Consider the following 25280-nt stretch of genomic DNA (forward strand, 5'->3'; position numbering starts at 1 on the left):
TATATTTTTATGGTTTTGAGGGTGATTATATGAGTTTGAAAACTCGTCAAATTTCAAAAGATAATTATAGAACAACTATTGTGTGGCTTGAAGAAAACCTTACAGAAATGGGAGCTACCAAAAAGGAAATCCTTAAAGGGGAGCTTTTATTGGAGGAATCTTTTTTTCGCATGGTGAGTGCCTCTGCTGATCCAGGGACTTTTGAGGGTAAGATAACCATCAGAAAGCGGTTTGGAGATATCAGCATTAGCGTTTCAGCCCGGGGGGAGGCCTTTAATCCATTTGTGTCTATGGAAGAAGTCTCTGATGATGAGGAGGAAATGTATGTATTTGCCATTTTAAAGTCCCACAAGGATTCCCTAAGCTATAATAGACGTAATGGGGAAAATATTATTTCCATCCGGGTCCATACCTCCAGCAGTAAACAGGCATTTCGTATTATGGCCGGTCTGGTGACAGGTATTTTATTGGGTGCTGTGCTGAAAATGGTTTTAAGCGATGGTGGAATAAATTGGGTGGACTCAATAATTCTTACCCCAATTCAAAGTATGTTTATTCAGGCACTGATGATGTTGGCAGGGCCTCTTATTTTCTTTTCCGTAATGTCTGGTATAACTGGTATGTCCAATGCAGCTGATACCGGGAAAATGGGGGGCAAGCTCCTGGGAATATCCATAATAAAGCTGGCTGTGGTCTTGTTGCTGGGGATTGCGTTAGGCTTATGGGTGGGCGCTATACCGGAAATGGTTGACATAATGCAGCAAGGAAACGATGAAAATATAAAAGCCATTAATCTAATCGAGCTAATTGTGGGTATTGTGCCGAAAAATGTGATTATTCCTTTCGCCTCCAATAATATGCTGCAAATTTTATTCATCGCCCTGTTTTTTGGCATTCTTCTGGCCAAGGCAGGGGACAGAGCAGCCCATGCCAAGGAAGTGGTGGAGTTTTGCAATCGATTCACCATGGATGCTATGGGGGTCCTGATGCCAATCATGCCCTTTGTGGTAGCTGTATCTATGGCTAAAATGATGCTTCATACTGATTTTTCCATGCTATTTGTTTACGGCAAAATTATACTTGCGGGTTATTTGGCCTTCCCGCTGATAATGCTGATTTTAACTATATTTGTAGGTGTGGTGGGGCGGATATCTCCCATACCATTTATCAGAAAAATTCTGCCATATTTGGTGGTTCCCTTCTCCATTTGTAATTCCAGTGCCTGTATGCCGGAAACCATGAAATTTTGTCGGGAGAAGCTGGGAGTTGATGAAAAACTGACAATGTTTGCCATTCCGGTTGGAGCCCAGTTTAACATGACTGGCAGCGGTGCCTATCTGATAATGATAGCATTGATTATGCGCTTGTCCTGTGGTTTACCGGTGGATATTGAGTTCCTTGTATCCTTCTTTGTGGGAAGCCTTTTACTCACCTTCACCTTTCCAAGTATACCGGGAGCTATGATAATTGTAATGGCCTCTGTTTTTGGAATGGCTGGAGTTCCGGCCTCCATGGTAATACTTTTTATTGGTATCGATCCAATTTTGGATGGTATCAGAACTGCCGGCAACGTGGCTGGTGATATTTCCTCAGCCTTTGTTATGGCCCGTCTGAATGATAAGTTGGATAAGGAAATATATGCTAAAAGTAATAGCAGGAAATAGCCACCGATATATAGAATGATACGACATACATATATTGTGGGGGAGGCTCGCTTTATGAAAAAATCAGTCGCAATTTTATGTTCATTGATAGCCATTTTTTTACTTACATATTCTTCGCCAGCTATGGCCAAGGACGAGCCCACATGGATAATGGGATGGCATCATCTTGATCCTGCTAGCCTCCAATTCAGCAACAATTACCTTTATGCCAGTGTTATTTATAACGATGGCCGTACCTCTCCGAAGGTAAATCAACGTCGTTTTTACTTGGATAAGAAAACGAATCGTGTAGTCTATGATTTTAATGACAAGGTTTTTGGTTGGTGCTTTAAAGGCCGGGTTAAGGACAATGCTTTTACCTATAAAATGTGGCAGGTAATGAAGCCCTATATGAAAAAATTCCCAGTATCCAGCTGGCGTCTATGAAGCTTATGTTAGTATTATAGGATCTGGAGGCGGCTATTTCCTTAGCCTTTTTGGTTGGCCGGGGATAGTATTTTTCCTGGTTGCCATATTGTCTTTAGCTTTGTTGGTGAGTCTGCTTTTGGTAAAACATGAGCATAAATGAGTATAGCGTATCGTGAATATATGATTTTTACACTTAGCCGGACTGCTGTTATGCTTTTGTATAGGTAAATGATTTGATGGTCTACTGGGACGTGTGATTTTGAACCACACTCTGGTAGGCTTTTTTATATTGGAACAAATGGTTTTTATGGTGGGAGCTTTTTGGTAAATAATATAGCGGCCTAATTGGCTAGTATTGGAAGTTTGCGGCTGATTGTTCACATTTTATTTTGATGGACAGATTAGTCTGATTTTTCCAAGTATACCTTTCGGAGAAATAGACCAGCACATACTATGGCAAAGATTATGCCCGCCGGATAGCAGATATCGATTCCTAGCTGGAATCCTTCTTTGGCCTGCAGAATGTAGGTAAAGGTTACAGCTGACATAAAGGTGGCCGGAATAGCCGCAATAAGCCAGACCTTACGGCCCTTTTCCATTTGGAAAAGATAGGTGGCAGACGTCCACAGTACAATCATGGCCAAGGTCTGGTTTACCCAGGAGAAATAGCGCCAAATAATATCAAAATTTATTTGGGAAAAAATGGCCCCTATAGTCAGTAAAGGAACGGCAAATATAATGCGATTGCTAAATTTAGATTGATTAATATTGAACCAGTCAGCCAAGGTTAGACGGGCACTGCGAAAAGCTGTGTCACCAGAGGTTATAGGACATGCAATAGCTCCCAGCATAGCTATTGTTGATGCCACATATCCGATTGCATTATCATGGCCTCCCATAAAACCGACACAAATGTCATATACTACACCGGCGGGACCGTTTTCAGACATAGCTGTAGCTAAGTTGAGGGTATTGTCATAGAAGGTTACACCGGCTGCAGCCCAAATAAGAGCAATGAAACCCTCAGTCACCATGGCACCGTAAAATATTGGACGCCCCCAGTGTTCGTTTTTTAGACAACGGGCAATAATCGGTGATTGGGTGGAATGAAATCCGGAAATGGCTCCACAGGCCACGGTAATAAACATAAGTGGCCAAATTGGCATGGCATCACCTTTCGGGTGAAGATTGACAAATTGTATTTCAGGCATGGTATGTCCACCTACACCCAATAGCATTCCCGACATGATGCCCATGGCCATAATAATTAGGCAGGCACCCAGTATAGGATAAAAACGGGCAATCAATGTATCAATCGGTAATAAGGTGGCCAGGAAATAATATAGCAATATACACGGCAGAATAATTGTCGTAGCATCGCCTAACAGCTTGGCTAGCAGTCCTGCAGGCCCTGTCATAGCAACGGTACCAACCAATATAAGGAGTACAACTGAAAAAATACGCATGATAAGCAGCATGGTTTTTCCCAGGTGATGACCTACGATTTCAGCAATGCTTTTACCGTCCTCGCGAATAGAAATCATTCCTGAAAGATAATCATGGACACCACCGGCAAAAATGGTTCCTAATACAATCCATACATATACAACCGGTCCCCAGATAGCTCCGGCAAGGGCACCAAAAATAGGACCGGGACCGGCGATATTCAGTACCTGTATCAAAAAATTCTTCCATTTAGGTAGGGGGATGTAATCCACCCCATCATTATGTAATACAGCCGGAGTAGTGGCATTAGTTGGTTTGAATATTCTTTCAACAAAACCACCATATATAATATAACCTAATAATAATGTTGCTATTGCACATAGGAAAGTAATCAAAAATATTCCCCCCATTTCACTAATTTAATTAAATTATATGTGTAATATAACTCTTTAATACTATTTTTGTCTATATTCCCTCAATAAGTCACCGGATAGGGGTTAAGTGGGTAAAAAAATGAACAGCACTTTGTTGGAAAAACTCATGTGTTATACTATTATTAACTCAACAGTAAATGAGTCGCTGGTGTTGCGAAGCTGGCTGCTATTATTTTTGGAGGGTATGTATGAAGATTTTACATTTGGGTGATTTGCATCTGGGCAAATCCTTGTTGGATTTTGATTTGATTAAGGACCAGGAATTTATTTTAAATCAGGTTATTGAGATTATTGAAAGGGAATCTGTTAGTGCGGTGCTGATTGCTGGTGATGTTTACGACAAATCCGTTCCCAGTGAGGCTGCCACCAGGTTGCTGGATTATTTCCTTGGGGAGATGGCTACTCGGAAGGTAACAACCATTATGATAAGTGGTAATCATGATTCTGATGACAGACTGAATTTTGGCAGCTCTCTTTTTAAGCATAGCCACGTTTTTATTTCAGCCAAGTATAGCGGACTACTGGACAGATGGGTGGCTGATGACGGGAAAACTAAGGTAAATGTTTATGCCCTGCCATTTGTAAAGGCTTCTCAGGTGAAGCATTATTTCCCTGATGCTGGTATAGAAAATTACGAAGATGCAGTACGGACCATTTTGGAAAATACAGAAATTGATGATACACAGACAAATATATTGGTGGCTCACCAGTTTGTGGCAGGAAAGAGCGGGGATCCTTCTCTGGGAGGCTCAGAGGGGGCAGGGACTCAAAGCGTTGGTCTGGTGGAAAAGATAGGCTTTGATCTCTTTGATAAGTTTGATTATGTAGCTCTGGGGCATATACATTCTCCTCAGAAAATCGGCAGGGAAACAGTACGTTATGCCGGTTCACCTCTGAAATATTCCTTAAGTGAAGTCAATAACAAGAAATCTGTTCCTATTATTTCCGTTAATGGGGTAAAGGATATTGACGTTCAGCTTTTTCCATTAACACCATTGCGGGAAATGAGACATATAAGGGGTAATATGGCGGAGCTGTTAAAGGCATCTGCTGATTTTTCCAAGGAAGATTTTATATATGCTACCTTGACAGATGAGGATATAGTTAACGATGCCATGGGGATATTTCAGCAGATTTATCCCAATACGGTAAAGATTGATTATGATAATTCACGGACAAGGGCCGTGGAACAGGTGGACATTTCCCAAATAGCCCGTAACAAGTCCTTTGGTGAACTGATAAGCGAGTTTTACAGACTTATGTATAATTGTGAAATAAGTGATGAGGAAATGGATGTTATGCGAATGGCAGCCAGAGAGGCAGGTGTGCTGAATGAAGCCAATTAAGTTAATAATAAGTGCATTTGGACCTTATGCTTCTACCATGCCTGAAATAAGCTTTGAGCAGTTTGAGGATAAAGGCTTATTTCTGATTTCCGGTGATACTGGTGCCGGGAAAACCACTATTTTTGATGCTATCAGCTTTGCTTTGTACGGAACCACCAGCGGCAGCTATCGGGATACCCAAAATCTTCGCAGCGAATATGCCAGGGATGACGTGGAAAGCTATGTGGATTTTTATTTTTCCCATCAGGGGAGCAACTACCATATTAAGAGAAATCCTTCGTATCAACGGAAAAAGCTACGTGGAGAAGGGTATGCTACCGTGAAGGAGCAAGCTGTTCTGTATAAGGACGGGGAGCCACTTGTGGAGGGCCTTACCCGGGTTAATGGTGCTGTCAGGGATTTGCTGAAAATTGATGACAAGCAGTTTAAGCAGATAGCCATGATAGCACAGGGGGAGTTTTGGGCTCTGCTTAATGCCAAAACAGACCAGCGCACAGAAATTCTTCGTACGATTTTTATGACCGATGGATACAAAAATATCGAGTTTAAGCTAAAGGACAGGCTGGATTCTGTCAGGGCAGGTCTCACAGAGGGGAAAAGGAGCATTCTGCAGCATTTTAATGATGTAGCGGCCTCTGAGGAGGACGAGAATTTTACGGAATTACAGGAGCTTAGGTCAAGGGCTGAAAAGGCTGACAGTGTGTGGAATCTGGATGAGATATTACAGATTATTGACAGGATAATCGACTCGGATAATAAAAGGGCGGCAAATATAAAAGAGCAGCTTCAAAAGGCTGAGGCAGTGCTAAATGGTAATAAGACGGCTTTGGCAACGGCGGAAACCAATAATCAATTTATTAGGAGAGTAGGTCAGCTTGAGCAGGAAAGGGCCAAGTTGAAGGAGCAGGAGCCACGTATTAACGAGCTGAATGCCTTGCTGGAACGTCAAAAGGCGGCTACTCATGGGGTTTATCCTGCCTATGAAGCCTGGACGAAAAAGCATAAAGAGGTTTCCTACACGGAAAAGCTGATTATCGCAAAAAAGACTGAGCAGGAGCAGGCGCAGAAGATAGCTGTTCAGGCGGCTAAAAAAATGGCAGAGGCGGAAAAAAGCAAGCCTGAGCTGGAAAAACTCACTATTAGTGCCAATAAACTGAAAGAGGATGAGCCGAAATACAAGAAGCGGGATGAAGTGAACTGGAAAAAGGCAGTTCTGGAGAAACAGCGGCTTCAGCTTGCTGAGGAAGAGGCTGCTCTTACTGAGTTGGATATTGAGCTGAAAAGGAAAATTGCTACATTAAAGGAGACTGTAGCTGACCTGAAGGAAAGCCCTAATGAGCTTCTTAAAATCCAGCAAAAGGGCAAAAAACTATCTGATTTAGAAAATTCTATTAATGATATTTTGGAGAATCAGCTGGAGGAAAGAGCCCGTCGCCAGGAGGATTTGTCAAGCAAGCAGAAGGCCTATACAAAATCCTTTGAGGAATATGAAAAAGCCAATGCCGCCAGAATAGAGGCTGAAAGAATTCTTGATGGCTGTAGGGCTGGTATTTTGGCCAAGGGGCTGGAAGAAGGAAGAAAGTGCCCGGTATGCGGTTCCACCCACCATCCTGAGCTGGCTATTTTGCCAAAGGCATCCATTAGTGAGGATGAATTTGAGTTACTGCGAAAGAAAGAGGAGGAGCTTCAGTCCAAAAAATCCAAGGCAAGTACAGCTGCGGAAACAGCTAAAATTTCCCTTATGGAGTATGAAAACCAGATGAGAGGCGCACTTCTTGCTTGTCTGGAAAATGAGGAGCTGGGAGGTAAGCCTGAGGGCAAGGAGCTGGATGAGCTGATTTCTGATATTCGGGAGGGTTACAGCCACTTAAAGGATGAGATACAGTTGAATAGCCAGCAGCAGAAGGCTTTGGTCGGGAAATGTAAACTCTTATCGCATTCAGAGAAGGATTTGGAAAAAGCCACTGGTCATGATAGTGAAGAGCTGACAGCCAAGCGGGAAAAAGTATTATCCGATAAACAGAAAACGGAGGCTGGATTGGCCGGAGCCATGGCAACCTTGGCCGGCCTTGAGGAGCTGAGTTTTACAGATTGGAAGCAGGCTTCTGTGGAGCTGGATAATACATTGAAGCGTATCGGTGAGTTAAATCAATTGCTGGACAGCGTGACCCGTGCAAGGGAAGCAGCCGACAAAGGAGTGACTGCCATAGCGGCTGAGCTAAAGACCCTTTCAGAAAGCCTTGAAAGCCAAAAAACAGCGGAAAATTCCTTAAAGGAAGCTCTGGATAAAAAAATGGCAGAGAATAGGTTTAAGGACATTTCCGCTATGAATGAGCTGGTGGTATCAGAGGATGAACTCTCTCGTAGAGAAAGGGAAATCAATGGATATATACAGGCCATGGCTACCAATGAAACTCAGCTGACTCAGGCCAGAGCCGATGCCAAGGGGAAAGAGCTCGTTGATGTGGCAGCCTTACAGGAGCTTTGTCACCAGCAGCAGCTTGAGGTTGATTCCATCAGAAAGCAGGAAAATGCTGTTTCAAATCGTTTGGGTACCAATCTTGATAAGAGGGCAAGCATTCTTGCCAGAAGGGGTGAGCTGGAAAGAACCCAAAAGGAGTACAGCATTTGTGATAGACTGTACAAATTGGTGCGGGGTACCACTGGTAACGGCAAGATTACCCTAGAGCAGTATATTCAGGCCGCTGGATTTGATGGAATTATTGCTGCAGCGAATCGGCGCCTGATTCCAATGAGTGATGGTCAGTTCGAATTGTATCGCCAGGAGGATACTCTGGGAAAGAAAAGCAATAATTTCCTTGATCTGGAGGTGCTGGATAACTCTACTGGACACCGGCGCCCTGTGGGAAATCTTTCCGGCGGTGAGAGCTTTAAGGCTTCCATGAGTCTGGCTCTGGGCCTTTCTGATACAGTTTCCTCTAATCTCGGTGGTATTCAGATGGATGCTTTGTTTATTGATGAAGGCTTTGGCACTTTGGACCGTAAATCCATAGAGAGCGCCATGGATATTTTGGTTAATCTATCCGGGACCAATAAGCTGGTAGGTGTTATCAGCCATCGGGAGGAGCTGGTGGAGAATATTCCTCAGCAAATTCATGTGGCAAAAACTAAAAACGGCAGTGAAATCACCATAGACACAGGAATTTAATACAGGTATATAAACATTAAAAAACGCTGGAACCAAAATGGATTCCAGCGTTTTAGTTTGCAGTTGTGTATGTTATGCAAATGTGATTTATTGCTTTTGGTTGATATCGGTAATATCTGCGATGTAAACAAAGTAAACCAGACGCTCGCCGTCAAATACCTTGTAGCCGATATCTGCCAGATGGCGAATGGTGCCGTCCTTTCTAATTATGTCATAGTCCACCAGGTCAAGATTCAGTGAGGAGGATTCCTGCTGCTGATTGATGGCGTTTTGTACCTGTTCAATATCATTGGCGTGAACCAGTGTTTTGAAGGTACCTCCCACCAGCTGCAGAAATTCTGCTTCATTGGCGCAGCCAAATATTTCTGCGGTACCCTGATCTGCGTAGGTGATTTTCTCATCCCAGTCCACATGGTAAATGAAGAAGCCAACTTTGCAGCCCAGGTTGGTGTATTTCTTCCTGAAGGTTTCCAGCCCGTCTGTCTGAATGTAATAATTTTTATGGGCCAGCACGTTGAAAATAGTGGCATAGAGCTTGTCCACATCAAATGGCTTTGCCACATGTGCATTCATGCCGACAAGGAGAGTTTTCCGCTTATCTTCATCTGAGGCATTGGCTGTCATGGCAATGATAGGGATGGTGCTGTGTGCCGGGTTTCTCAGTTTGCGAATGATTTTGGTGGCCTGGTGGCCGTTCACATAAGGCATCTCCACATCCATGAGAACAATGCTATAATAGCCAGGCTCAGAATCCTGTATCATTTCCACACACTGCTTTCCGTCAGAAGCCCTTTCCACAGTAAAGCCCCTGTCCTCCAAAAGGGCAATGGCAATATCGGCGTTCAGCTCATTATCCTCTGCCAAAAGAATACGCATATCCTTGGTAATCTGGGTATTTATGCGGTGAGGGATGGTGAGGATAAAATCCGTTCCCTGGCCGTCACGGGTTTTTATATCGATAGTACCATTTAAAACAGTTACCAGCTCTTTAACGATGTGCATGCCAAGCCCGGTGCTAAATACTCCCCCCTGTGGTGCTGAACCACTGGTGGCGAAGGCATCAAAAATAAATGGCAGAACATCTTGGGAAATGCCACTGCCTGTATCTGAAATAGTGGTCTGATACAGGGCATAATCTGGCTTATCATAGTCCAGTTCCTTTATAGTGACTGTTATTTGCCCTCCCTCAGGAGTGTATTTGTGGGCATTGCTGATAAGATTTAATAGTATTCCTTTGACCTTGGTAAAATCCACCATAATATCCGGGTGCTTTACGTCAATATTGGTAGAGAACTGGATATTTTTTTTCTTCATCAACCCCTGGAATTCTTTTGCCACCACTTTCATCAGGATATGGACATTGCCGTAGGCCTCTTCCACCGTGGCGATACCGCTTTCCAGACGGGCGGTTTCCAGAATGTTGTTGATGAGGGTCCGCATGAATTCATGGGAAGCCTTAATTTTTTTGATACAGTCCCGTGCCTGTTGTTCATCTTCCAGGTTGTTTTCCAGCATATTAGTGAACTCTGTCATGGCGTTCAGTGGAGTCAGCATTTTGTGGGCAATGTTGAAGATGAAGGAGGTGTTGGCACTATTCTTTTTCTTGTTCATAGTTTTTCTCCTGTGCTATGAAATTTTAGTCTTATTTAGTTATATTATATCAATAAAACATCCAAGCGCCAGTACTTTGGATATTGCTCATCATAACCTCTGTCAGTGCAGTTTGAAGCTGCTTGCTCAGCTCCTGGGAGAGCTTCGGATCCACGTTGTAGCTGTAAAGTGGGTTGTTGAGCAGATTCAGCTTCAGTACGCCGGTGGTTATGGCGCCTATGGCTTCCTGGGTGTAGGCCCGCTGATGGCGCTGGGTGTAGTTCCTCAGATGCTTCATTGCATCGGCCTGATCTGACCAGAAAGCGTCCTGCAAAGAGAGCTTATATTGGGCTATATCTATTTTATCCATAATGTCCTGAAATTCCTGCTGCTCTTTTTGAATTTTGCTCCAAATATTTGCAAAAGATTTGGATTCATCGGTTTCTTCCGTAGAGGTACGTTTTGAGCTTTTGGTGATGCTGCCCATTTTGCTGTTGGCCAGAAGACCATGCAGCTGCATCATTATATCCATATTATTATTAATAAAAGCCATAGTGCACCATCCTTTCTTACCTTATGTAATATTATCGATAATAATTTCAGTTGACTTAATGACTGTATATTATTACATTTAAAAGCCATTACAGTGAATTTTGTGGTATAATTAACAGAATATATTAATTATCATTTCCCAATGAGGATGAGTGTGTATAGGGGAGATTAATGTCAACGAGGAGTGTACTATGGTAATGATACCAGATAAATTATTTGATCTGGCTTTTGAGTTTAAGTCTGCAAAGCCGTGGAAGATGCTTCATCCGGCTCAGTTCTTTGCTGTTATTTTATCCGACGGCAAACCACGTTTTTGTCAGGTCTTTGGTGGGTCTTCCGGAAAGCCCGCATTATGGATTCATAACAGTGAACAGAGTGTACAGGCGTATTTGCGGATGGTACATTCAAAGCAGGTAAATTTTTATAGCAAGGTAGATTATCTGGTGGAGCAGGAGGCTTATATCCTTACCTTTGAAAATAAGGCCGCTATGGCACCATCTGAGCTTGAGACCATGCAGAAATATCTGAAAATGAGGGAGCTGAAGCCAAGCGGCAGTGGCTTTTATCCTGTGTTCCGCGTCACCACGTCCCGTCATAGGACCTGGATGTATCGAGACAAGGCGGAAGCTGATAATACCTTGGCTTGTCTGCAGATTATTATGAAGCTCTTGGAGCACATAAAGTCCGGAGAGGAAATAGATAAGTATGTGCTGGATTTGCGGCTGCATACCCATGATAAGCATTTATCCATTCCTGCTGTATCCTTCAATGGGCAGGAGCTTTCCCGCGAAGTGGTGGACTTTACTGTTGGTAACAAGCCTAAATACTACCAGCCAAGGTGGAATGATTTGCAGGTGGCCCGCATGAAGAAGGCAAAGAAAACTGGTGCTATTTGGGTGGCGGATCAGGGGCCGTTACCAGAGGCGCTAATTAACGAGGATGCTCAGATGAATGAGTATGGTGAGGCCATAAAGGCTCCGTATTTTCCAGAGATGATGGCGGTATTTGACGAGGCCAGCGGAGAGCTGCTTTTCATGGAAACCAGTACATCTGATAGGGATATTTATGGGAATATTGCCAAGTGCCTGATGAACACCATTATTGATATGGGCTGTCCTATGACCGTCAGAGTTCGTAACGATGCCACAGAGGCTATGTTTAAGGGCCTTTGCAGCAAGCTGCACATAAAGCTGGACCGTCGGGAGTCAATTCCGGAGCTGGATGATTTCCGTTGTGATATTCATGCCCAGTGGATGGAGGGCCAGGGGTTTACAGAGGAAGAGATAAATCAGGAGCTGGGCAAGGTCTTTGATGATCCCGATTCTGTGCCTTCAAAGCGTAAAAAAGAGAATAATCGGGCAGAAATGCTGGCTTCCATTGCAGATAGCTTGGTGGAGGACCAGAGTGCTGCAGAGGAATTTATAAAATATGCGAGCAGCAGGGGCATTATGGACAAGGTGCCGGATATAGTTTTTGATAATCTAGCGGATGCGGTGCTGCTTTTTGATATTGAGCCAGAGCTGGAAAAGCTGGTAAAGGCAGAATTCAGGCGCCGCTATTATGAGGACGATTTTGATGATGACTTCGACGATGGTGAAGACGAATATTAATAGAAAACATAGGTTTTTTTCAGGCATTTGTCTGTTGACTGTGCTTTTTTTGGTACTAGCCCTTACCGGGTGCAAAGCCAATCAGCCCAGAGATTTTAAGACAATAGCTGCTGACGGCAGTATGACCCCGCCCCAGAAAGTGGAGGAAATACTGTCTGGCATGAGTCTGGAGGAAAAGGTGGGACAGATGATACTTGCCGGAGTGACCGGCAAGGAGCTGGATCCCACAGCCCAGGGGCTTTTTGACAGGTATCACTTTGGTGGCGTGGTGGAATTTGATTTCAATATGGAAACGATTCCCCAGGTGCAGTCTCTCAATGAGCAGCTTCAGAAGGTAGGCGGTGAGAAGCTACCCCTTTTTATTGCTATAGACGAGGAAGGGGGGCAGGTGGCCCGAATGCGACATGCCTTGACGCCACCACCATCACAGTTGTCAATTGCTCAGTCCGGGAAGCCTGAACTGGCCAAGGAATGGGCTATGAAGATTTCGCCTAAGCTAAAGGAGCTGGGCTTTAATACTAATTTTGCTCCTGTGGCGGATTTGGGTTCCTTTAAGGACCGCCATTACAGCAATAATCCCAAAATAGCTGCTGATTTTGTTGAGCAGGCGGCTATTGGATATGAGGAAAGTGGTATGCTGTATTCATTGAAGCATTTTCCGGGTATTGGCCGTGGAAAGACTGATACCCACAAGGATACTGTGGTGGTGGATGCTACACTGGAGCAGCTGAACGACGCGGATGTTGCCCCATTTGTAAGGGTGATAAACAGAAATACCAACGATAAGCAGATGATTATGGTTTCCCACGTGGTATATTCGAAGGTCAGTGGTCAGATTCCTGCCAGCTTGTCGCCTGAAATTATGACAAAGCTGTTAAGGGAGAGGCTGGGCTATAAAGGAATTATTATTACGGATGACATGGGAATGGGAGCAGTTTCCAGACACTACAAGCCGGGGGATGCGGCAGTGGCCTCTGTAATGGCCGGTGCGGACGTGGTGATGTCCTGTCATATATATGAAAATCAGAAGGAGACGGCTGAAGCCTTGCTGTCTGCAGTCAGAAGCGGTAAAATATCAGAGGAGCGGATAAATGAGTCCCTCAGACGGATTATCCGTGCCAAGCTGAATTTGGCGGCTCCTAGAATGGGACTAATTATCAAGAGAAGTCTTGATGAATAAAGTGTATAATTAAAGAGTTATTTTGTAGTATGGAGATGATAATATGTCGAAATTTTGCCCAAATTGTGGAGAGAAAGTGGAGGATACAGCAGTGTTCTGTCCTGAATGTGGACAGAATTTAAATACTCAGAGCCAGCCTGCAGCTCAGCCACAGCCAGTGGTACAGCCACAGCAGCCTATGCAGCAGAATCCATACCAGCCTGCCCAGCCACAGCAGCCAATGAACGGCTACAATCAGGGACAGCCTAACGGCTACAATCCTTATGGACAGCAGGGTGGATATCAGCAGCCTCAGTATGGCGGCTATAATGCGGGTCCAAAGCCAGATAACATCATTCAGGCCTTTAAGTGGACCACCTATACTGGTCGTTTGAATCGACAGAGATATTTCCTTCGTGGTCTTGCCTTTGGACTTGCCGCCTTTGTTTTGGCAATGATAGGTGCTATGATAGCACTTGCTATGGATTTTACCGAGGATGCTGCAGAAGGGTTTGGTTATATTGTTTGCCTGCCGGTATTTGTTCTTTCTTATATGAATACCATGAAGCGTTGTCATGACCTGGATAAAACTGGTTGGTTGGCAATTTCTACTTTTATTCCGGTTGTAAACCTATTAGTAGGTATCTATCTGCTGTTCTTTAAGGGTACTGAGGGACCTAACCAGTATGGTGACGATCCGCTTATGTTCCCTTGATGATATAATTTGGAAATAATTGGTTATTTATGCTATGGAGGTAAAATATGTCAAGAATTTGTAAAAACTGTGGGCAGACCGTGGATGATAACAGCGCTTTTTGCCCAAATTGTGGCGCTAGTGTTCAGGACACTGTTCCATCTACGAATGTAAACAGCAACGATGGTTATCAGCAAAATAATCCTTATCAGCAGCCTATGGGCGAGGCTGGTACAGCCTGGGGCTTAGGGGATGACAAAAAGCTGGTCAGCAAGGTTGCCTATGGCGTTTTGGCAATTCTGTTGGGCGGTATTGGAATTCATAAGTTTTATGCAGGTAAAACTTTGTGGGGAATAATTTATATTCTGCTTTGCTGGACTGGGATTCCTTCCATTCTGGCATTGGTAGAGGGCATTATTGGCCTTACCACCAAGGATGACGGCCAGGGCAACATTTATGCCTAATATATTCTGTTAAAATGTAAAGCTCCATCAAGTCATGGAAAGTGATTTGATGGAGCTTTTATTTTGCGTATTAAATAATTGTGTTTTACCCGTGTTTCCTATATAATATACGGGTATATTTTTAATGACGAGATTTTTAAGACAGTGGAGGAATAGACTTTGTCACAGTTGACTGATGAAATAAAGAGACGGCGGACCTTCGCCATAATTTCCCATCCGGATGCAGGTAAAACTACCCTTACAGAGAAGCTGCTTTTATATGGAGGTGCCATTCATCTGGCAGGCTCCGTAAAGTCCAGAAAGACTGCCCATCATGCAGTATCTGACTGGATGGAAATCGAGAAGCAGCGTGGTATTTCCGTTACTTCATCCGTATTGCAGTTTAATTATGGCGATTATTGTATCAATATCCTTGATACCCCAGGCCATCAGGACTTTTCTGAGGATACATATCGTACCCTTATGGCCGTGGACAGTGCCGTAATGATTATCGACGTGGCAAAGGGCGTAGAGGCACAGACCAAGAAGCTCTTTAAGGTCTGCAAGCAGCGTGGTATTCCAATTTTTACCTTTGTAAACAAGCTGGACCGTTTCGGCAAGGCTCCTATTGATTTGATGGATGAGCTGGAGAATGTGCTGGGTATACGTTCCTATCCTATGAACTGGCCAATCGGCACTGATGGCAAGTATTTCGGCGTTTATGACCGTCAGAAGAAGCAGATTGAGCTTTTCGAGGACGATACTACCCATGGCCAGAATACCCGTGCATCTGTTACCGGTTCACTGGATGATCCTGAGTTTGCCAAGATGCTGGGGGCAGAAGCTCATCAGACTCTCATGGATGATATTGAGCTTTTGGATATGGCTGGTGAGGATTTCGATTTGGAGAAGGTGGCCCGTGGTGAGCTGACTCCTATGTTCTTCGGTTCTGCCATGACCAACTTTGGCGTGCAGAATTTCCTTGAGGAGTATTTAAAGCTGGCTCCTGAACCACAGGCAAGACAGTCCTCTGATGGCCTCATTTCCCCTGAGGATGATAAGTTCTCTGCCTTTGTGTTCAAGATTCAGGCCAATATGAATCCTGCCCACCGTGACCGTTTGGCCTTTATCCGCATTTGCTCCGGCAAATTTGAGCGCGGTATGAGCGTTTATCACAAGCGCAGTGGCAAGGCCATTAAATTGGCTCAGCCACAGCAGTTCATGGCCCAGGACCGTCAGATTGTGGAGGAGGCATATCCTGGGGATATTGTGGGCCTCTTTGACCCGGGCATTTTCGGTATCGGCGATACCCTCTGCGACAACTCCAGGAAGTTTGAGTATGAAGCATTCCCAGTGTTCCCACCGGAGAAGTTTGCTCGTGTAAGCGCCAAGGATACCATGAAGCGCAAGCAGTTTGTAAAGGGTATTGAACAGCTGACTCAGGAGGGGGCTATTCAGCTCTTCAGACAGGCCGGAGCTGGTATGGACTCCTTTATTGTAGGTACTGTAGGTACTCTGCAGTTCGAGGTATTGGAATATCGTCTGAAGAACGAGTACGGCGTTGATATTGAAATGAATATGCAGCCTTATGAGGTGGCCCGCTGGATGACCTATGAGGACGACCGGGAGGTTACTCCTGCCAGCCTTCGCGGAGCAGATCGTGGCATGTTCGTATATGACCGCCGTGAAAATCCGGTGCTTCTGGTAAGCAATGAGTGGGCTCTGGGCTGGATTACCGATAACAACCCTGATTTGGAGCTTCATACTGTGCCTGTTGACAGAAAAGAAGTTTAATATAGGTAGGTAAGAACGTGGCAAATTTTTACATTGATTATGAAAATGTTCATAATGAAGGACTGAAGGGTGTGGAAAGACTCACCCCTGATGACACCATTTATCTGTTTTACAGTGACAAAGCAGATACCCTTAAAATTGATGTGGTGCAAAAATTGCTGGCTACCCAGGGCAATATCCGTTTTATGAAAATAGAAAACGGTGTGGAAAATGCCTTGGATTTCCAGCTTATTACAGCCCTTATGTGCGATTATTCCGCAGATAACAATTATTACATTATTTCCAGGGATAAGGGCTATGATGCGGCCATTAATATGGCGCAGCAGCGTGACCGTAAGGAAATTTTCCGCTGCAAGGACATTAACTGGGCTTTGAAGCACATGAATAACGAGGCTATTGATGAAAGTGATCCTGAGGTAATTACAGAAATCACTGATGAGATTGAAATTATCCAGACCGTGGAGGAGCTCCTTTCGGACAATGATTACGGCGAGAATGTAAATGGGGCGGATAATAATTCCCAAGAGGTGGAAGCAGCGGATAATAAATTGAAACCTGCTGAAACTACTGATGAGATTAAGCCTGAAATTTCTGCGGAGGAAAAGGATAAGCGCTCCTATCAGTCTATTTGTACAAAGATTTTAAATACTATCAAGATTAACCATAAGGTTCCCCTTAACTATCATCAGGCAGAGCAGGTTTATAAGGCCTTGAAGCAGACCTCTACGAAGATGGAGTTTTATCGCAGACTGAATAGTATCATGGGACGCAAGGAGGGCAGTGAGCTTTATCAGAAGATAAAGGCCATTTATAAAACTCTCCGTGGCATATACAAGGCCTCTGTGGCTGCAGCGGAAATGGCAGCGGCAACTCCCGAGGCCATGGCGGCAGCCATTGAGAAGGAGCCTGCTGTCCGTGAGATAAATCTGGAGGGCATTGATTCCCAGCAGACCATGATGGAAATCGTCATGGAGGCCCTGTCTGAGGAAGCCTTGGCTGGTGAGGATGTGGAGGCAGAGGCGGCTGCTATCGTGTCGGCTGTGATGCTGGCATCCAAGGGACAGCAGAGCCAAACAGAAGAACAGGGGATTGAAGGGGCAGATAAATTGGCTGAGCCTTCAGCCAGACCAAAACGGACATATCGTCGCCCGCGGGCAACCAGAAATTCTGCGCAAAAGCGGGAAGTAAAGCCTGCCGGTGAGCAGACTGAGGCACATACAAAAAACGAGGAGAAAACAGTACGTCCACGCCGCACTTATCAGCGCCGTGGTACCCGTCGTACAGGTACTATTACCCGCAGAAAATCTGCTCAGGGTACTGAAAAAGCCTCTTCATCCAAAGAATGATATCATTTGCAGACAATATTGCAAAAATATCAAAAAAACAGAAAATGTGGCCCGATGGAGGGAAATCTGTCGGGTTTTCTTTTTCTTTAATAAAAATGCAGGAATAATAGGTCTTTATAGAGAATTCAAAATTGTATTTATTTTTTGCAAGATTGGGGGACCTAAATATGGAAATTAAGAAAATTAGCTTTATTGGTACCGGGGTAATGGGCAGCTCTATGGCCCGTCATCTGAAAAATGCCGGTTTTGATGTTTCAGTGTATAACAGAACCAAGGCAAAGGCCCAGCCTCTTATTGATGAAGGCATGAAATGGTGTGATACACCGGCAGAGGCCGCAAAAGATGCTGATGTGGTTATTTCCATAGTTGGATACCCAAAGGATGTGGAAGAAGTATTCCTTGGGGATAAGGGTATTCTTTCCACAAAGGAGGGAGGCATTGTCATTGATATGACTACCTCCAGTCCTGCACTGGCCAAGAAAATATATGAAGCCGCCAAGGCCAAGGGGGTCAGCTCCCTTGATGCACCTGTATCAGGCGGTGATTTGGGGGCTAAGAATGGTACCCTTGCCATTATGGTTGGTGGCGATGAGGATGCATTTAATGCTGCCAAGCCTGTATTTGAGGCTATGGGAAAGACCATTAATTTCTTTGGCCCTGCTGGCTCCGGTCAATATACCAAAATGGCCAATCAGATAGCTATTGCTTCTGGTATGCTGGGAGTGGCTGAGGCACTTTTCTATGCAAAGAAAATGGGCTTGGATCCACAGAAAGTACTGGAAACCATTGAAACTGGGGCCGCTGGTTCCTGGTCCTTGTCCAATCTTGGCCGCCGTATGCTTAAGGAGGATTACGCTCCGGGATTTTATATCAAGCATTTTCTTAAAGATATGCGTATTGCCATTGAGTCGGCTGAGGAGGCTGGACTTGAGCTGCCGGGACTTTTGAAGACCAAGGAGCTTTATGATATTCTTTCCCAAAAGGGGATGGATGATAACGGCACTCAGGCGATTATCAAATGGTACCTTAATCAATAATTGGGAGGGAACCTGAACACATTGAATGTAGAAATCCAAATATGCAGTCTTATTGTTGTATTGCTGCTGTCTGCACTTTACTTCAAGAATAGACGGCTGCAGCTGTATAAGGGACAGCTTTTTGTTGGCGTGCTGCTGATTTCCATAGTAAATCTGTCGCTGGATATATTTTCTCTGTTATGTATACATTACAGGGATTATTTTACCTTGCCAGTTACGGAGCTGGTATGTAAAGCTTATCTTTTGGTGCTTATGCTGGAAACCTGGATGGCTATGTGCTACACCACCTGTGATTTGATGACGGAGAGACAGCATAGGAGATTTTGCCGCAGACTTTTCGCTGCAACTCTGGTCTTTGGGGCAGTAGCTATGCTTCAGAATATCGGGATTTATGATGAACAGGGTGTGGTATATACCTATGGACCTGCGGTGTATGTGACGTATTTTTATGCCCTCATTATGCTGCCGGCAATTATACTCTGTACATTTATTTATAAAAAGAGGATGAACCGGAATCGCTGTACCGGGCTACGATATTGGATTACGGCCCTGGTGGTGGCGGCCATTATTCAGTTTGTCTATAACAATCTGCTGGTGGTGGGGTTTGCCACATCTTTGGGTATAATTGTATTGTTCGTGAGCCTGGAAAATCCGGAGCTGCAGCTGGACCGTCAGTATGGATGCTTTAATGGAACTGCCTTGTCTGAGTATTTGAACCAGCTTCTTGAGCGGGGAGAACAATTTGTTATTTGTGATATTTCTCTGGACAATGTAAGCATTCTGAAAAACAAAAGCGCAGATATTGCAAAAATCCGTAGGCTGGGCAACAAGGTCCTTGCAAAGAACCCTGATGTGCTGGTGTTTAATAATCTGGATATGAATATTATTCTTATTGCAAAGGATATTAATGCGATAAGAAGGCTTTTAAAGGATTATGTCAAATATTTCTCCGGCATGTCCCCTGGAGGCATGGAATCCATGATTAGTATAATGCCAAGGGGTAATCAGATTAATTCTGTGGATGACCTGTTAAAGCTCTTTAGCTATTGCCGCAACCAGAAGAGTATGTCTATCAGCAATAATGTACTTTTTGTCACGGAAAAGGACGTAAAGGAGTTTCATCTTATTGATGGAATGAAATCCGAGATTATTACGGCTTTGGTTGAGGACCGGGTGGAGATTTTCCTTCAGCCCATTTATGATATTAAGACTGGTAAATATTCGGCGGCTGAGGTCTTGGTGCGCATCAGAAAGCAAAATGGTGAATACCTTATGCCAAGCGCGTTTATACCGGTTGCTGAGGCCAACGGCATGATTATTGAGCTGGGGAAACGGGTGGTGGATAAGACCTGCTCCTTCCTGGCAGATGGCAAGGCGGTGGCCCTGGGCTTGAAAACTGTTGAGATTAACCTTTCCATTTTGCAGTGTGAACAGCCTGATTTGCTGGAGGATGTGCTGGCAGTCATTGCCCGCCACGGCATTGAGCCTAATTACCTCTGTATGGAGGTTACGGAAACAGCCTCTATCCGTTCCAAGAAGCTGATTCTCAGCAATATGGAGAGCTTTAGAAATATTGGTATCCGATTTGCACTGGATGATTTTGGCAGCGGTCAGTCCAACTTCACCTATTTGGCAGATATGCCATTTGATATTTTAAAGCTGGATATGAATCTTATTAAGTCATATCAGGTAAGTGAACGGGCTCGCCATGTTATACAGGCTGTGGAGCGTATGGCTCATGAAATGGGGCTTAGTGTTGTGGCAGAGGGCGTAGAAACCAAGGAAGAATTTGACAACATGCGTAAGTGTGGTGTAGACTCCATTCAGGGCTTCTATTTTTCCAAGCCTTTGCCTGTTTATGAATTTATGGACTTTATTCGGAGACACAATAGCCCATAATTCCGTATCAGAAGTGGGATTGTACCATAAATGGACATTTTTTCCCATTTTTTTGATAAATATTTAGTCTTAATTGGACAAAAGAACTTCACTATGCTATTATACTAGCAGTGTAAGTAACTGAGAGGAGAATGAACACTATGACAAAAGCAGAATTAGTTGCAAAGATTGCAGAAAAGGCAGAGTTAACTCAGAAGGATGCAGGCGCTGCATTAAAGGCTACCATGGAAGCTATCCAGGAAGCTCTCGTTGCTGGCGACGCTGTACAGATGGTAGGCTTTGGTACCTTCAAGGTAAATGAGCGTGCTGCTCGTACCGGCCGCAATCCTCAGACTGGTGAGGAAATCAAGATTGCTGCCGCAAAGGTTCCTGCTTTCAAGGCTGGTAAGGCTCTGAAGGACGCAGTTAACAAGTAATTTCTTTACTACACTGTAAACATGGCATTTGCCGTGAAACCCCTGATTAATATCAGGGGTTTTTGTTTTGTATTTTTTGCAGGACTTTCCTACCTGTTGTCGAATTGTATTATGAGAGAATAATGTTCTTTAAGGACGGTGGTACCTGTGCAGGACACAGCTGAATATAAACATACTCTGTTAGTAGTAGAGGACAATATTGTAAATAGGGAGATACTCTGTAATATTTTGGAGGAGAGCTTTAATATAATCACGGCTTCCAATGGTTTGGACGGTCTTAATTTTATGCGGGAGCATTACAAGGAAATTTCCGTCGTTATTTTGGATATTAATATGCCGGTTATGAACGGCTATGAGTTCATTGAGGCAGTGAAGGATGATATAAGGTTATCCAAGATACCTATTGTGGTAACCACGGTACACAGCTCTATTAACGAGGAAATCCATTGTCTTGATATGGGAGTATTTGATTTTATTGCCAAGCCGTATATTCCAAAGCTGATTCTTACCCGTATCAATAATATTATTCGTCTTTTGGAAAGTGAAAAGTCCGTAGTGGATTCTACTACGGATGCTCTTACAGGGGTGAAAAACCGAAAGGGCTATTACGAAGATGTTGAGAGCTTTGCCGCTTTGCCTGATGCCTCCAGCAGGACAGTTGGTATTGTGTATATGGATATTAATGGACTCAAGGAGGTAAATGACGAGGAGGACCACACTGCTGGTGATCTCCTCATTAAGAATGTGGTGGAAACCGCCAAACAGGTTTTTTATGATGCAGAGATTTATCGTATGGGTGGAGATGAATTTATCATACTCTCCTTTGATGAAAGTGAAAGCTCCCTTGGGAAAAAGGTGATGAAATTAAAGACCTGCTGGACAGAGAATGTTTCCGCATCTTTGGGCATGGTGTTTACTAAGGGCATGGAAAATATTGAGGCAGGTGTGGCTGCTGCTGACAGGAATATGTATGAGGAAAAGACCAAATACTATGAGGAACGGGCAGACCATAATAAATTCTTCAGAAAAATCCTCAACAGTGATATGCTGCGGCTGGCAGGAGCCATGACGGAATTTTTGCCTGGTGGTTTTTTGGCCTTCCGCCTGGATACCGGTGAGTTGATTCACTATAACAAGGATATAGTGAACATGCTGGGCTACAAGTCTTCAAAGGAAATGCGCCAGATGGTGAACAACAATATTAAAAATGTAGTTCATCCAGATGATTATAATCTGCTTAGAGCCGGGGTTAACGTGGTTAAACATAGGGCCAGCGGTATAAATACGGTGGAGCTTAGGCTTACCATGAAAAATGGTAATCTAAGACTGATAACAATGGGTATCAAGGCTGTAAACACGGTTACTTTTGGTGAAATGGCCTATGTCTTTATCATAATGGACAGGTATTAAAGGAGGTGCATGAAGGTGGAAATCGGTGGAATTAACGGATATATGTCTAACTCTTATGCTGCCCAGGGGCCTCAGGCGACTGATGGAAAGGGCGTTGGTCCTGAGCATCAGATAAAGCCTGGCAAGAAGTCATCTCCGGCAGAGTGTCAGACCTGTAAAAACCGCAAATATACTGATGGCTCCGATGAAATGGTGTCCTTTAAGGCACCTGGTCACATTGATCCTAACAATGCGGCAGCGGTGGTGTTGGGCCATGAGCAGGAGCATGTTTCCAATGCCTATAATAAGGCCAGAAATAACAATGGCCATGTGGAAAGGGCTACGGTTCGCCTGAAGACGGATATTTGCCCGGAATGTGGCCGCTCCTATATTTCTGGTGGGGAGACCAATACTCAGATTAAGTATTATAATGAGGACAATCCTTATCAGAAGGATTTAAAGCAAACCGATGCCGTGAAGTATCGGGGAGCAAATGTGGATATTGCCGCATAAATATTTTTTTATTCGCAGGATAATGGGAATAATTGACGAATATATAAATTGGTTTGAAAAGACATTCAATATTTTATTAGTGTTAAAGCATTCAGGAGTGAGGAAAGATGAAATTCGATTTTGATGAAATTGTGGATCGGCAGAATACAAATGCCCTTAATACTGATGGCCTCCGGGGTAGAAAATCTGGCTGATTTCTTTGCCAATAAGGCCGGGGTGCTGCTGGAGGGGGGCGACGACCTCTTTGTAGGAAATGCTGGATTGTTTAGATGATATTTGCTATAATTAAGACAAGAAAAGGTGCTGCCGATAAGCGGCCAGCCCCAATAGATTGATTTAGAAAAACCGTCTACTTGCGAGCTGTGGCGGTTTTTCTATGCCTTAATTGCGAGAACACACAAAGTGACAAGAAATACGATTGTTAAAAAATCATACACTGTCATAAGCATCCCCCCCAACCGGGGCAAGATTGACCGCCTACCGTTATGGTAGCACCTCAATTATAGTTTAAAATAATAAGAAGTAGCTGTCAATATATTTAATAATTTAGAGCTAAGTGCATTAGCTCTTTTTTTTATGTCTGTTTTTCTTTGGCGTGTATTTTTTGAAGCGATATAACAAGCTCCAATGTTGTAATGAAAGTGTATTTTGAGTAAGATAATAGGTAGAAAATATCAAGTAAACTAACAATAACTACAGATAGGAAGATAGATATGCCGGTTTTGGAATGGATAGGGAAAAGCAAGGTGGTCAATCACCATTTGGATGTGCCTTTTCATGTGCTTAACAAGCAATATACCTTTGATGGTGAAAAGAATGTAACGGAAGGGGCGGCCAGCGACAATAAGATAATTCATGGGGATAATCTTTTGGCCTTGAAGTCCCTTTTGCCGGAGTATGAAGGGAAAATCAAGTGTATTTACATCGACCCGCCCTACAATACCGGCAATGAGGGCTGGGTGTACAACGACAATGTAAATGACCCACGGATAAGAAAATGGCTGGGGGAAGTGGTAGGCAAAGAGGGAGAGGACTTATCCCGGCATGATAAGTGGCTGTGCATGATGTACCCAAGGCTAAAGCTGTTGCACCGGCTCCTAAGTGATGATGGGGCTATTTTTATCAGTATTGATGATAACGAAAAACACATTCTTAAATTGTTATGTGATGAAATATTTGGTAGTGGTAATTTTATCTCTGATATTGCCGTCATTAATAATTTAAAAGGACGTAGTGATGACAAGTATATAGCCACCGCTCATGAGGGATTGTTAATATATCAAAAAGGAAATTTTGAAACTAATGGTGTTGACATGCCAGAGGAGTATGACAGAGATTATAGATTAACTGATGAGCAAGGTTGTAGATACCGATTGCAGGGATTACGAAAACGAGGTTCTGGAGCACGCAGAGAAGACAGACCCAATATGTTTTATCCGTTTTATTATTCTGTAGAAACGGATGAACTATCCGTTGAAAGGAAAAATGGTTTTATAGAGATATATCCACATTTATCTGATGGTAGTGACGGACGATGGCGTTGGGGAATAGATACATCTCGTGCTCGTATAACCGAACTAACGGTACAAAAAGTAAGGGGACGTGATGAATATGATGTTTTTCAAAAAGACTATCTCCCACAGGATGGTGTAAAAAGAGTTAAACCAAAATCTTTTTGGCTGGGTACGGAATTTTCTGCTGAAACAGGAACATTAGAGGTAAAATCTATCCTTGGCAAAGGAATATTTGAGACATCAAAACCCACAGGATTAATAGAATATATACTTCAACAGGCAGTAGACAAGGATTCCATTATCCTTGACTCCTTTGCTGGCAGCGGCACCACCGCCCATGCAGTGCTAAACCTTAACAAAGCCGATGGTGGCAACCGGAAATTTATCCTTATTGAGATGATGGATTATGCGGAGGATATTACGGCGGAACGGGTGCGCCGGGTGATAAAGGGCTATGGTGAGGGCAAAAAGGCAGTGGAAGGCACCGGGGGAGACTTTAGCTACTACGAGCTGGGAGAACCACTCCTGATTGATGGCCTTATAAACGAAAATGTTGCCATTGATAAATTGCGGGAATACATCTACTTTACAGAAACCCACCAAAGATTGGAGCCGGCCAGAGCTGAGGAACCATGTTATCTGGGTACAAATTTTGGTACGGCGTATTATTTCTGTTATGATAAGGAAAATGCCGTTACGATGGATTTTGAATTGCTAAATGAGGCAGTGAAAACCAGGGCGGATGCCTATGTTATTTATGCGGATAATTGTGCCTTGTCTGACAGCCAGCTCCAAAAGTACAACATTACCTTTAGAAAAATTCCGCGGGATATTACCAAAATCTAAGGAGATACAGA

Annotated in this window: 20 protein-coding genes; 17 read left to right on the forward strand and 3 right to left on the reverse strand. The window is 43.8% G+C overall.

The window, feature by feature from the left end:
• Window positions 1-29 precede the first annotated feature (29 nt).
• Window positions 30-1664, forward strand: a complete 1635-nt coding sequence (locus B6K08_RS05045; protein WP_080325570.1) for a dicarboxylate/amino acid:cation symporter — start codon at window positions 30-32, stop codon at window positions 1662-1664.
• Window positions 1665-1718: 54 nt separating this feature from the next.
• On the forward strand, window positions 1719-2090 hold the full coding sequence (locus B6K08_RS05050; RefSeq protein WP_039206695.1) for a hypothetical protein: 372 nt from the start codon (window positions 1719-1721) through the stop codon (window positions 2088-2090).
• Window positions 2091-2473: 383 nt separating this feature from the next.
• Here B6K08_RS05050 and B6K08_RS05055 read toward each other — a convergent pair whose 3' ends face one another.
• Window positions 2474-3913, reverse strand: coding sequence for a carbon starvation CstA family protein (locus tag B6K08_RS05055; protein WP_039206697.1), 1440 nt, complete (start codon window positions 3911-3913; stop codon window positions 2474-2476).
• A gap of 227 nt (window positions 3914-4140) precedes the next feature.
• On the opposite strand from B6K08_RS05055, the gene B6K08_RS05060 reads away from it, so the two are divergent.
• The gene (locus B6K08_RS05060) at window positions 4141-5298 is read left to right on the forward strand and encodes an exonuclease SbcCD subunit D (RefSeq protein WP_039206699.1); all 1158 of its coding nucleotides are present in this window, start codon (window positions 4141-4143) and stop codon (window positions 5296-5298) included.
• Window positions 5285-8467, forward strand: a complete 3183-nt coding sequence (locus B6K08_RS05065; RefSeq protein WP_039206701.1) for an SbcC/MukB-like Walker B domain-containing protein — start codon at window positions 5285-5287, stop codon at window positions 8465-8467. The genes B6K08_RS05060 and B6K08_RS05065 overlap by 14 nt, the downstream gene beginning before the upstream one ends.
• An 87-nt stretch (window positions 8468-8554) precedes the next feature.
• On the opposite strand, the gene B6K08_RS05070 is transcribed toward B6K08_RS05065, so the two are convergent.
• Both B6K08_RS05070 and B6K08_RS05075 read right to left on the reverse strand, forming a co-directional pair.
• Window positions 8555-10078 carry a response regulator gene (locus B6K08_RS05070; RefSeq protein WP_052211901.1) on the reverse strand — a complete coding sequence of 508 codons (1524 nt, stop codon included), beginning with the start codon at window positions 10076-10078 and terminating at the stop codon, window positions 8555-8557.
• A gap of 49 nt (window positions 10079-10127) precedes the next feature.
• A complete protein-coding gene (locus B6K08_RS05075) occupies window positions 10128-10610 on the reverse strand; it encodes a hypothetical protein (RefSeq protein ID WP_039206703.1) in 483 nt (160 codons plus the stop codon).
• 190 nt (window positions 10611-10800) lie between these two features.
• On the opposite strand from B6K08_RS05075, the gene B6K08_RS05080 reads away from it, so the two are divergent.
• The 13 genes from B6K08_RS05080 (at window position 10801) to B6K08_RS05135 (ending at window position 25269) form a co-directional block, all read left to right on the forward strand.
• Window positions 10801-12219 carry a DUF6930 domain-containing protein gene (locus tag B6K08_RS05080; RefSeq protein ID WP_039206706.1) on the forward strand — a complete coding sequence of 473 codons (1419 nt, stop codon included), beginning with the start codon at window positions 10801-10803 and terminating at the stop codon, window positions 12217-12219.
• A gap of 40 nt (window positions 12220-12259) precedes the next feature.
• Window positions 12260-13399, forward strand: a complete 1140-nt coding sequence (locus B6K08_RS05085) for a glycoside hydrolase family 3 protein (RefSeq protein ID WP_234985249.1) — start codon at window positions 12260-12262, stop codon at window positions 13397-13399.
• Between the two features lie 43 nt (window positions 13400-13442).
• Window positions 13443-14093, forward strand: coding sequence for a DUF805 domain-containing protein (locus B6K08_RS05090; RefSeq protein WP_052211907.1), 651 nt, complete (start codon window positions 13443-13445; stop codon window positions 14091-14093).
• Between the two features lie 47 nt (window positions 14094-14140).
• Entirely contained in the window at window positions 14141-14536 is a 396-nt protein-coding gene (locus B6K08_RS05095; RefSeq protein WP_039206708.1) for a TM2 domain-containing protein, read from the forward strand.
• Between the two features lie 159 nt (window positions 14537-14695).
• Window positions 14696-16309, forward strand: a complete 1614-nt coding sequence (locus B6K08_RS05100) for a peptide chain release factor 3 (RefSeq protein WP_039206710.1) — start codon at window positions 14696-14698, stop codon at window positions 16307-16309.
• Window positions 16310-16326: 17 nt separating this feature from the next.
• Complete coding sequence (locus tag B6K08_RS05105; protein ID WP_039206712.1) at window positions 16327-17655, forward strand: PIN domain-containing protein; 1329 nt, start codon at window positions 16327-16329, stop codon at window positions 17653-17655.
• 167 nt (window positions 17656-17822) lie between these two features.
• Window positions 17823-18692: an NAD(P)-dependent oxidoreductase gene (locus B6K08_RS05110; RefSeq protein ID WP_080325573.1), complete on the forward strand. Its 870-nt coding sequence runs from the start codon at window positions 17823-17825 to the stop codon at window positions 18690-18692.
• 21 nt (window positions 18693-18713) lie between these two features.
• Window positions 18714-20591, forward strand: a complete 1878-nt coding sequence (locus B6K08_RS05115; protein WP_052212216.1) for an EAL domain-containing protein — start codon at window positions 18714-18716, stop codon at window positions 20589-20591.
• 140 nt (window positions 20592-20731) lie between these two features.
• Entirely contained in the window at window positions 20732-21007 is a 276-nt protein-coding gene (locus B6K08_RS05120) for an HU family DNA-binding protein (RefSeq protein WP_027396493.1), read from the forward strand.
• A 147-nt stretch (window positions 21008-21154) separates the two neighbouring features.
• A complete protein-coding gene (locus B6K08_RS05125; protein ID WP_039208802.1) occupies window positions 21155-22417 on the forward strand; it encodes a response regulator in 1263 nt (420 codons plus the stop codon).
• A gap of 15 nt (window positions 22418-22432) precedes the next feature.
• Window positions 22433-22909, forward strand: a complete 477-nt coding sequence (locus tag B6K08_RS05130; protein ID WP_200810387.1) for a hypothetical protein — start codon at window positions 22433-22435, stop codon at window positions 22907-22909.
• Window positions 22910-23032: 123 nt separating this feature from the next.
• Window positions 23033-23182, forward strand: coding sequence for a hypothetical protein (locus B6K08_RS13960; RefSeq protein WP_200810388.1), 150 nt, complete (start codon window positions 23033-23035; stop codon window positions 23180-23182).
• A gap of 440 nt (window positions 23183-23622) precedes the next feature.
• The gene (locus tag B6K08_RS05135) at window positions 23623-25269 is read left to right on the forward strand and encodes a site-specific DNA-methyltransferase (RefSeq protein ID WP_039208798.1); all 1647 of its coding nucleotides are present in this window, start codon (window positions 23623-23625) and stop codon (window positions 25267-25269) included.
• The last annotated feature ends 11 nt before the right edge of the window (window positions 25270-25280 follow it).

It is taken from the genome of Anaerovibrio lipolyticus DSM 3074, from assembly GCF_900141865.1.
Classification (GTDB): Bacteria; Bacillota; Negativicutes; order Selenomonadales; family Selenomonadaceae; genus Anaerovibrio; species Anaerovibrio lipolyticus.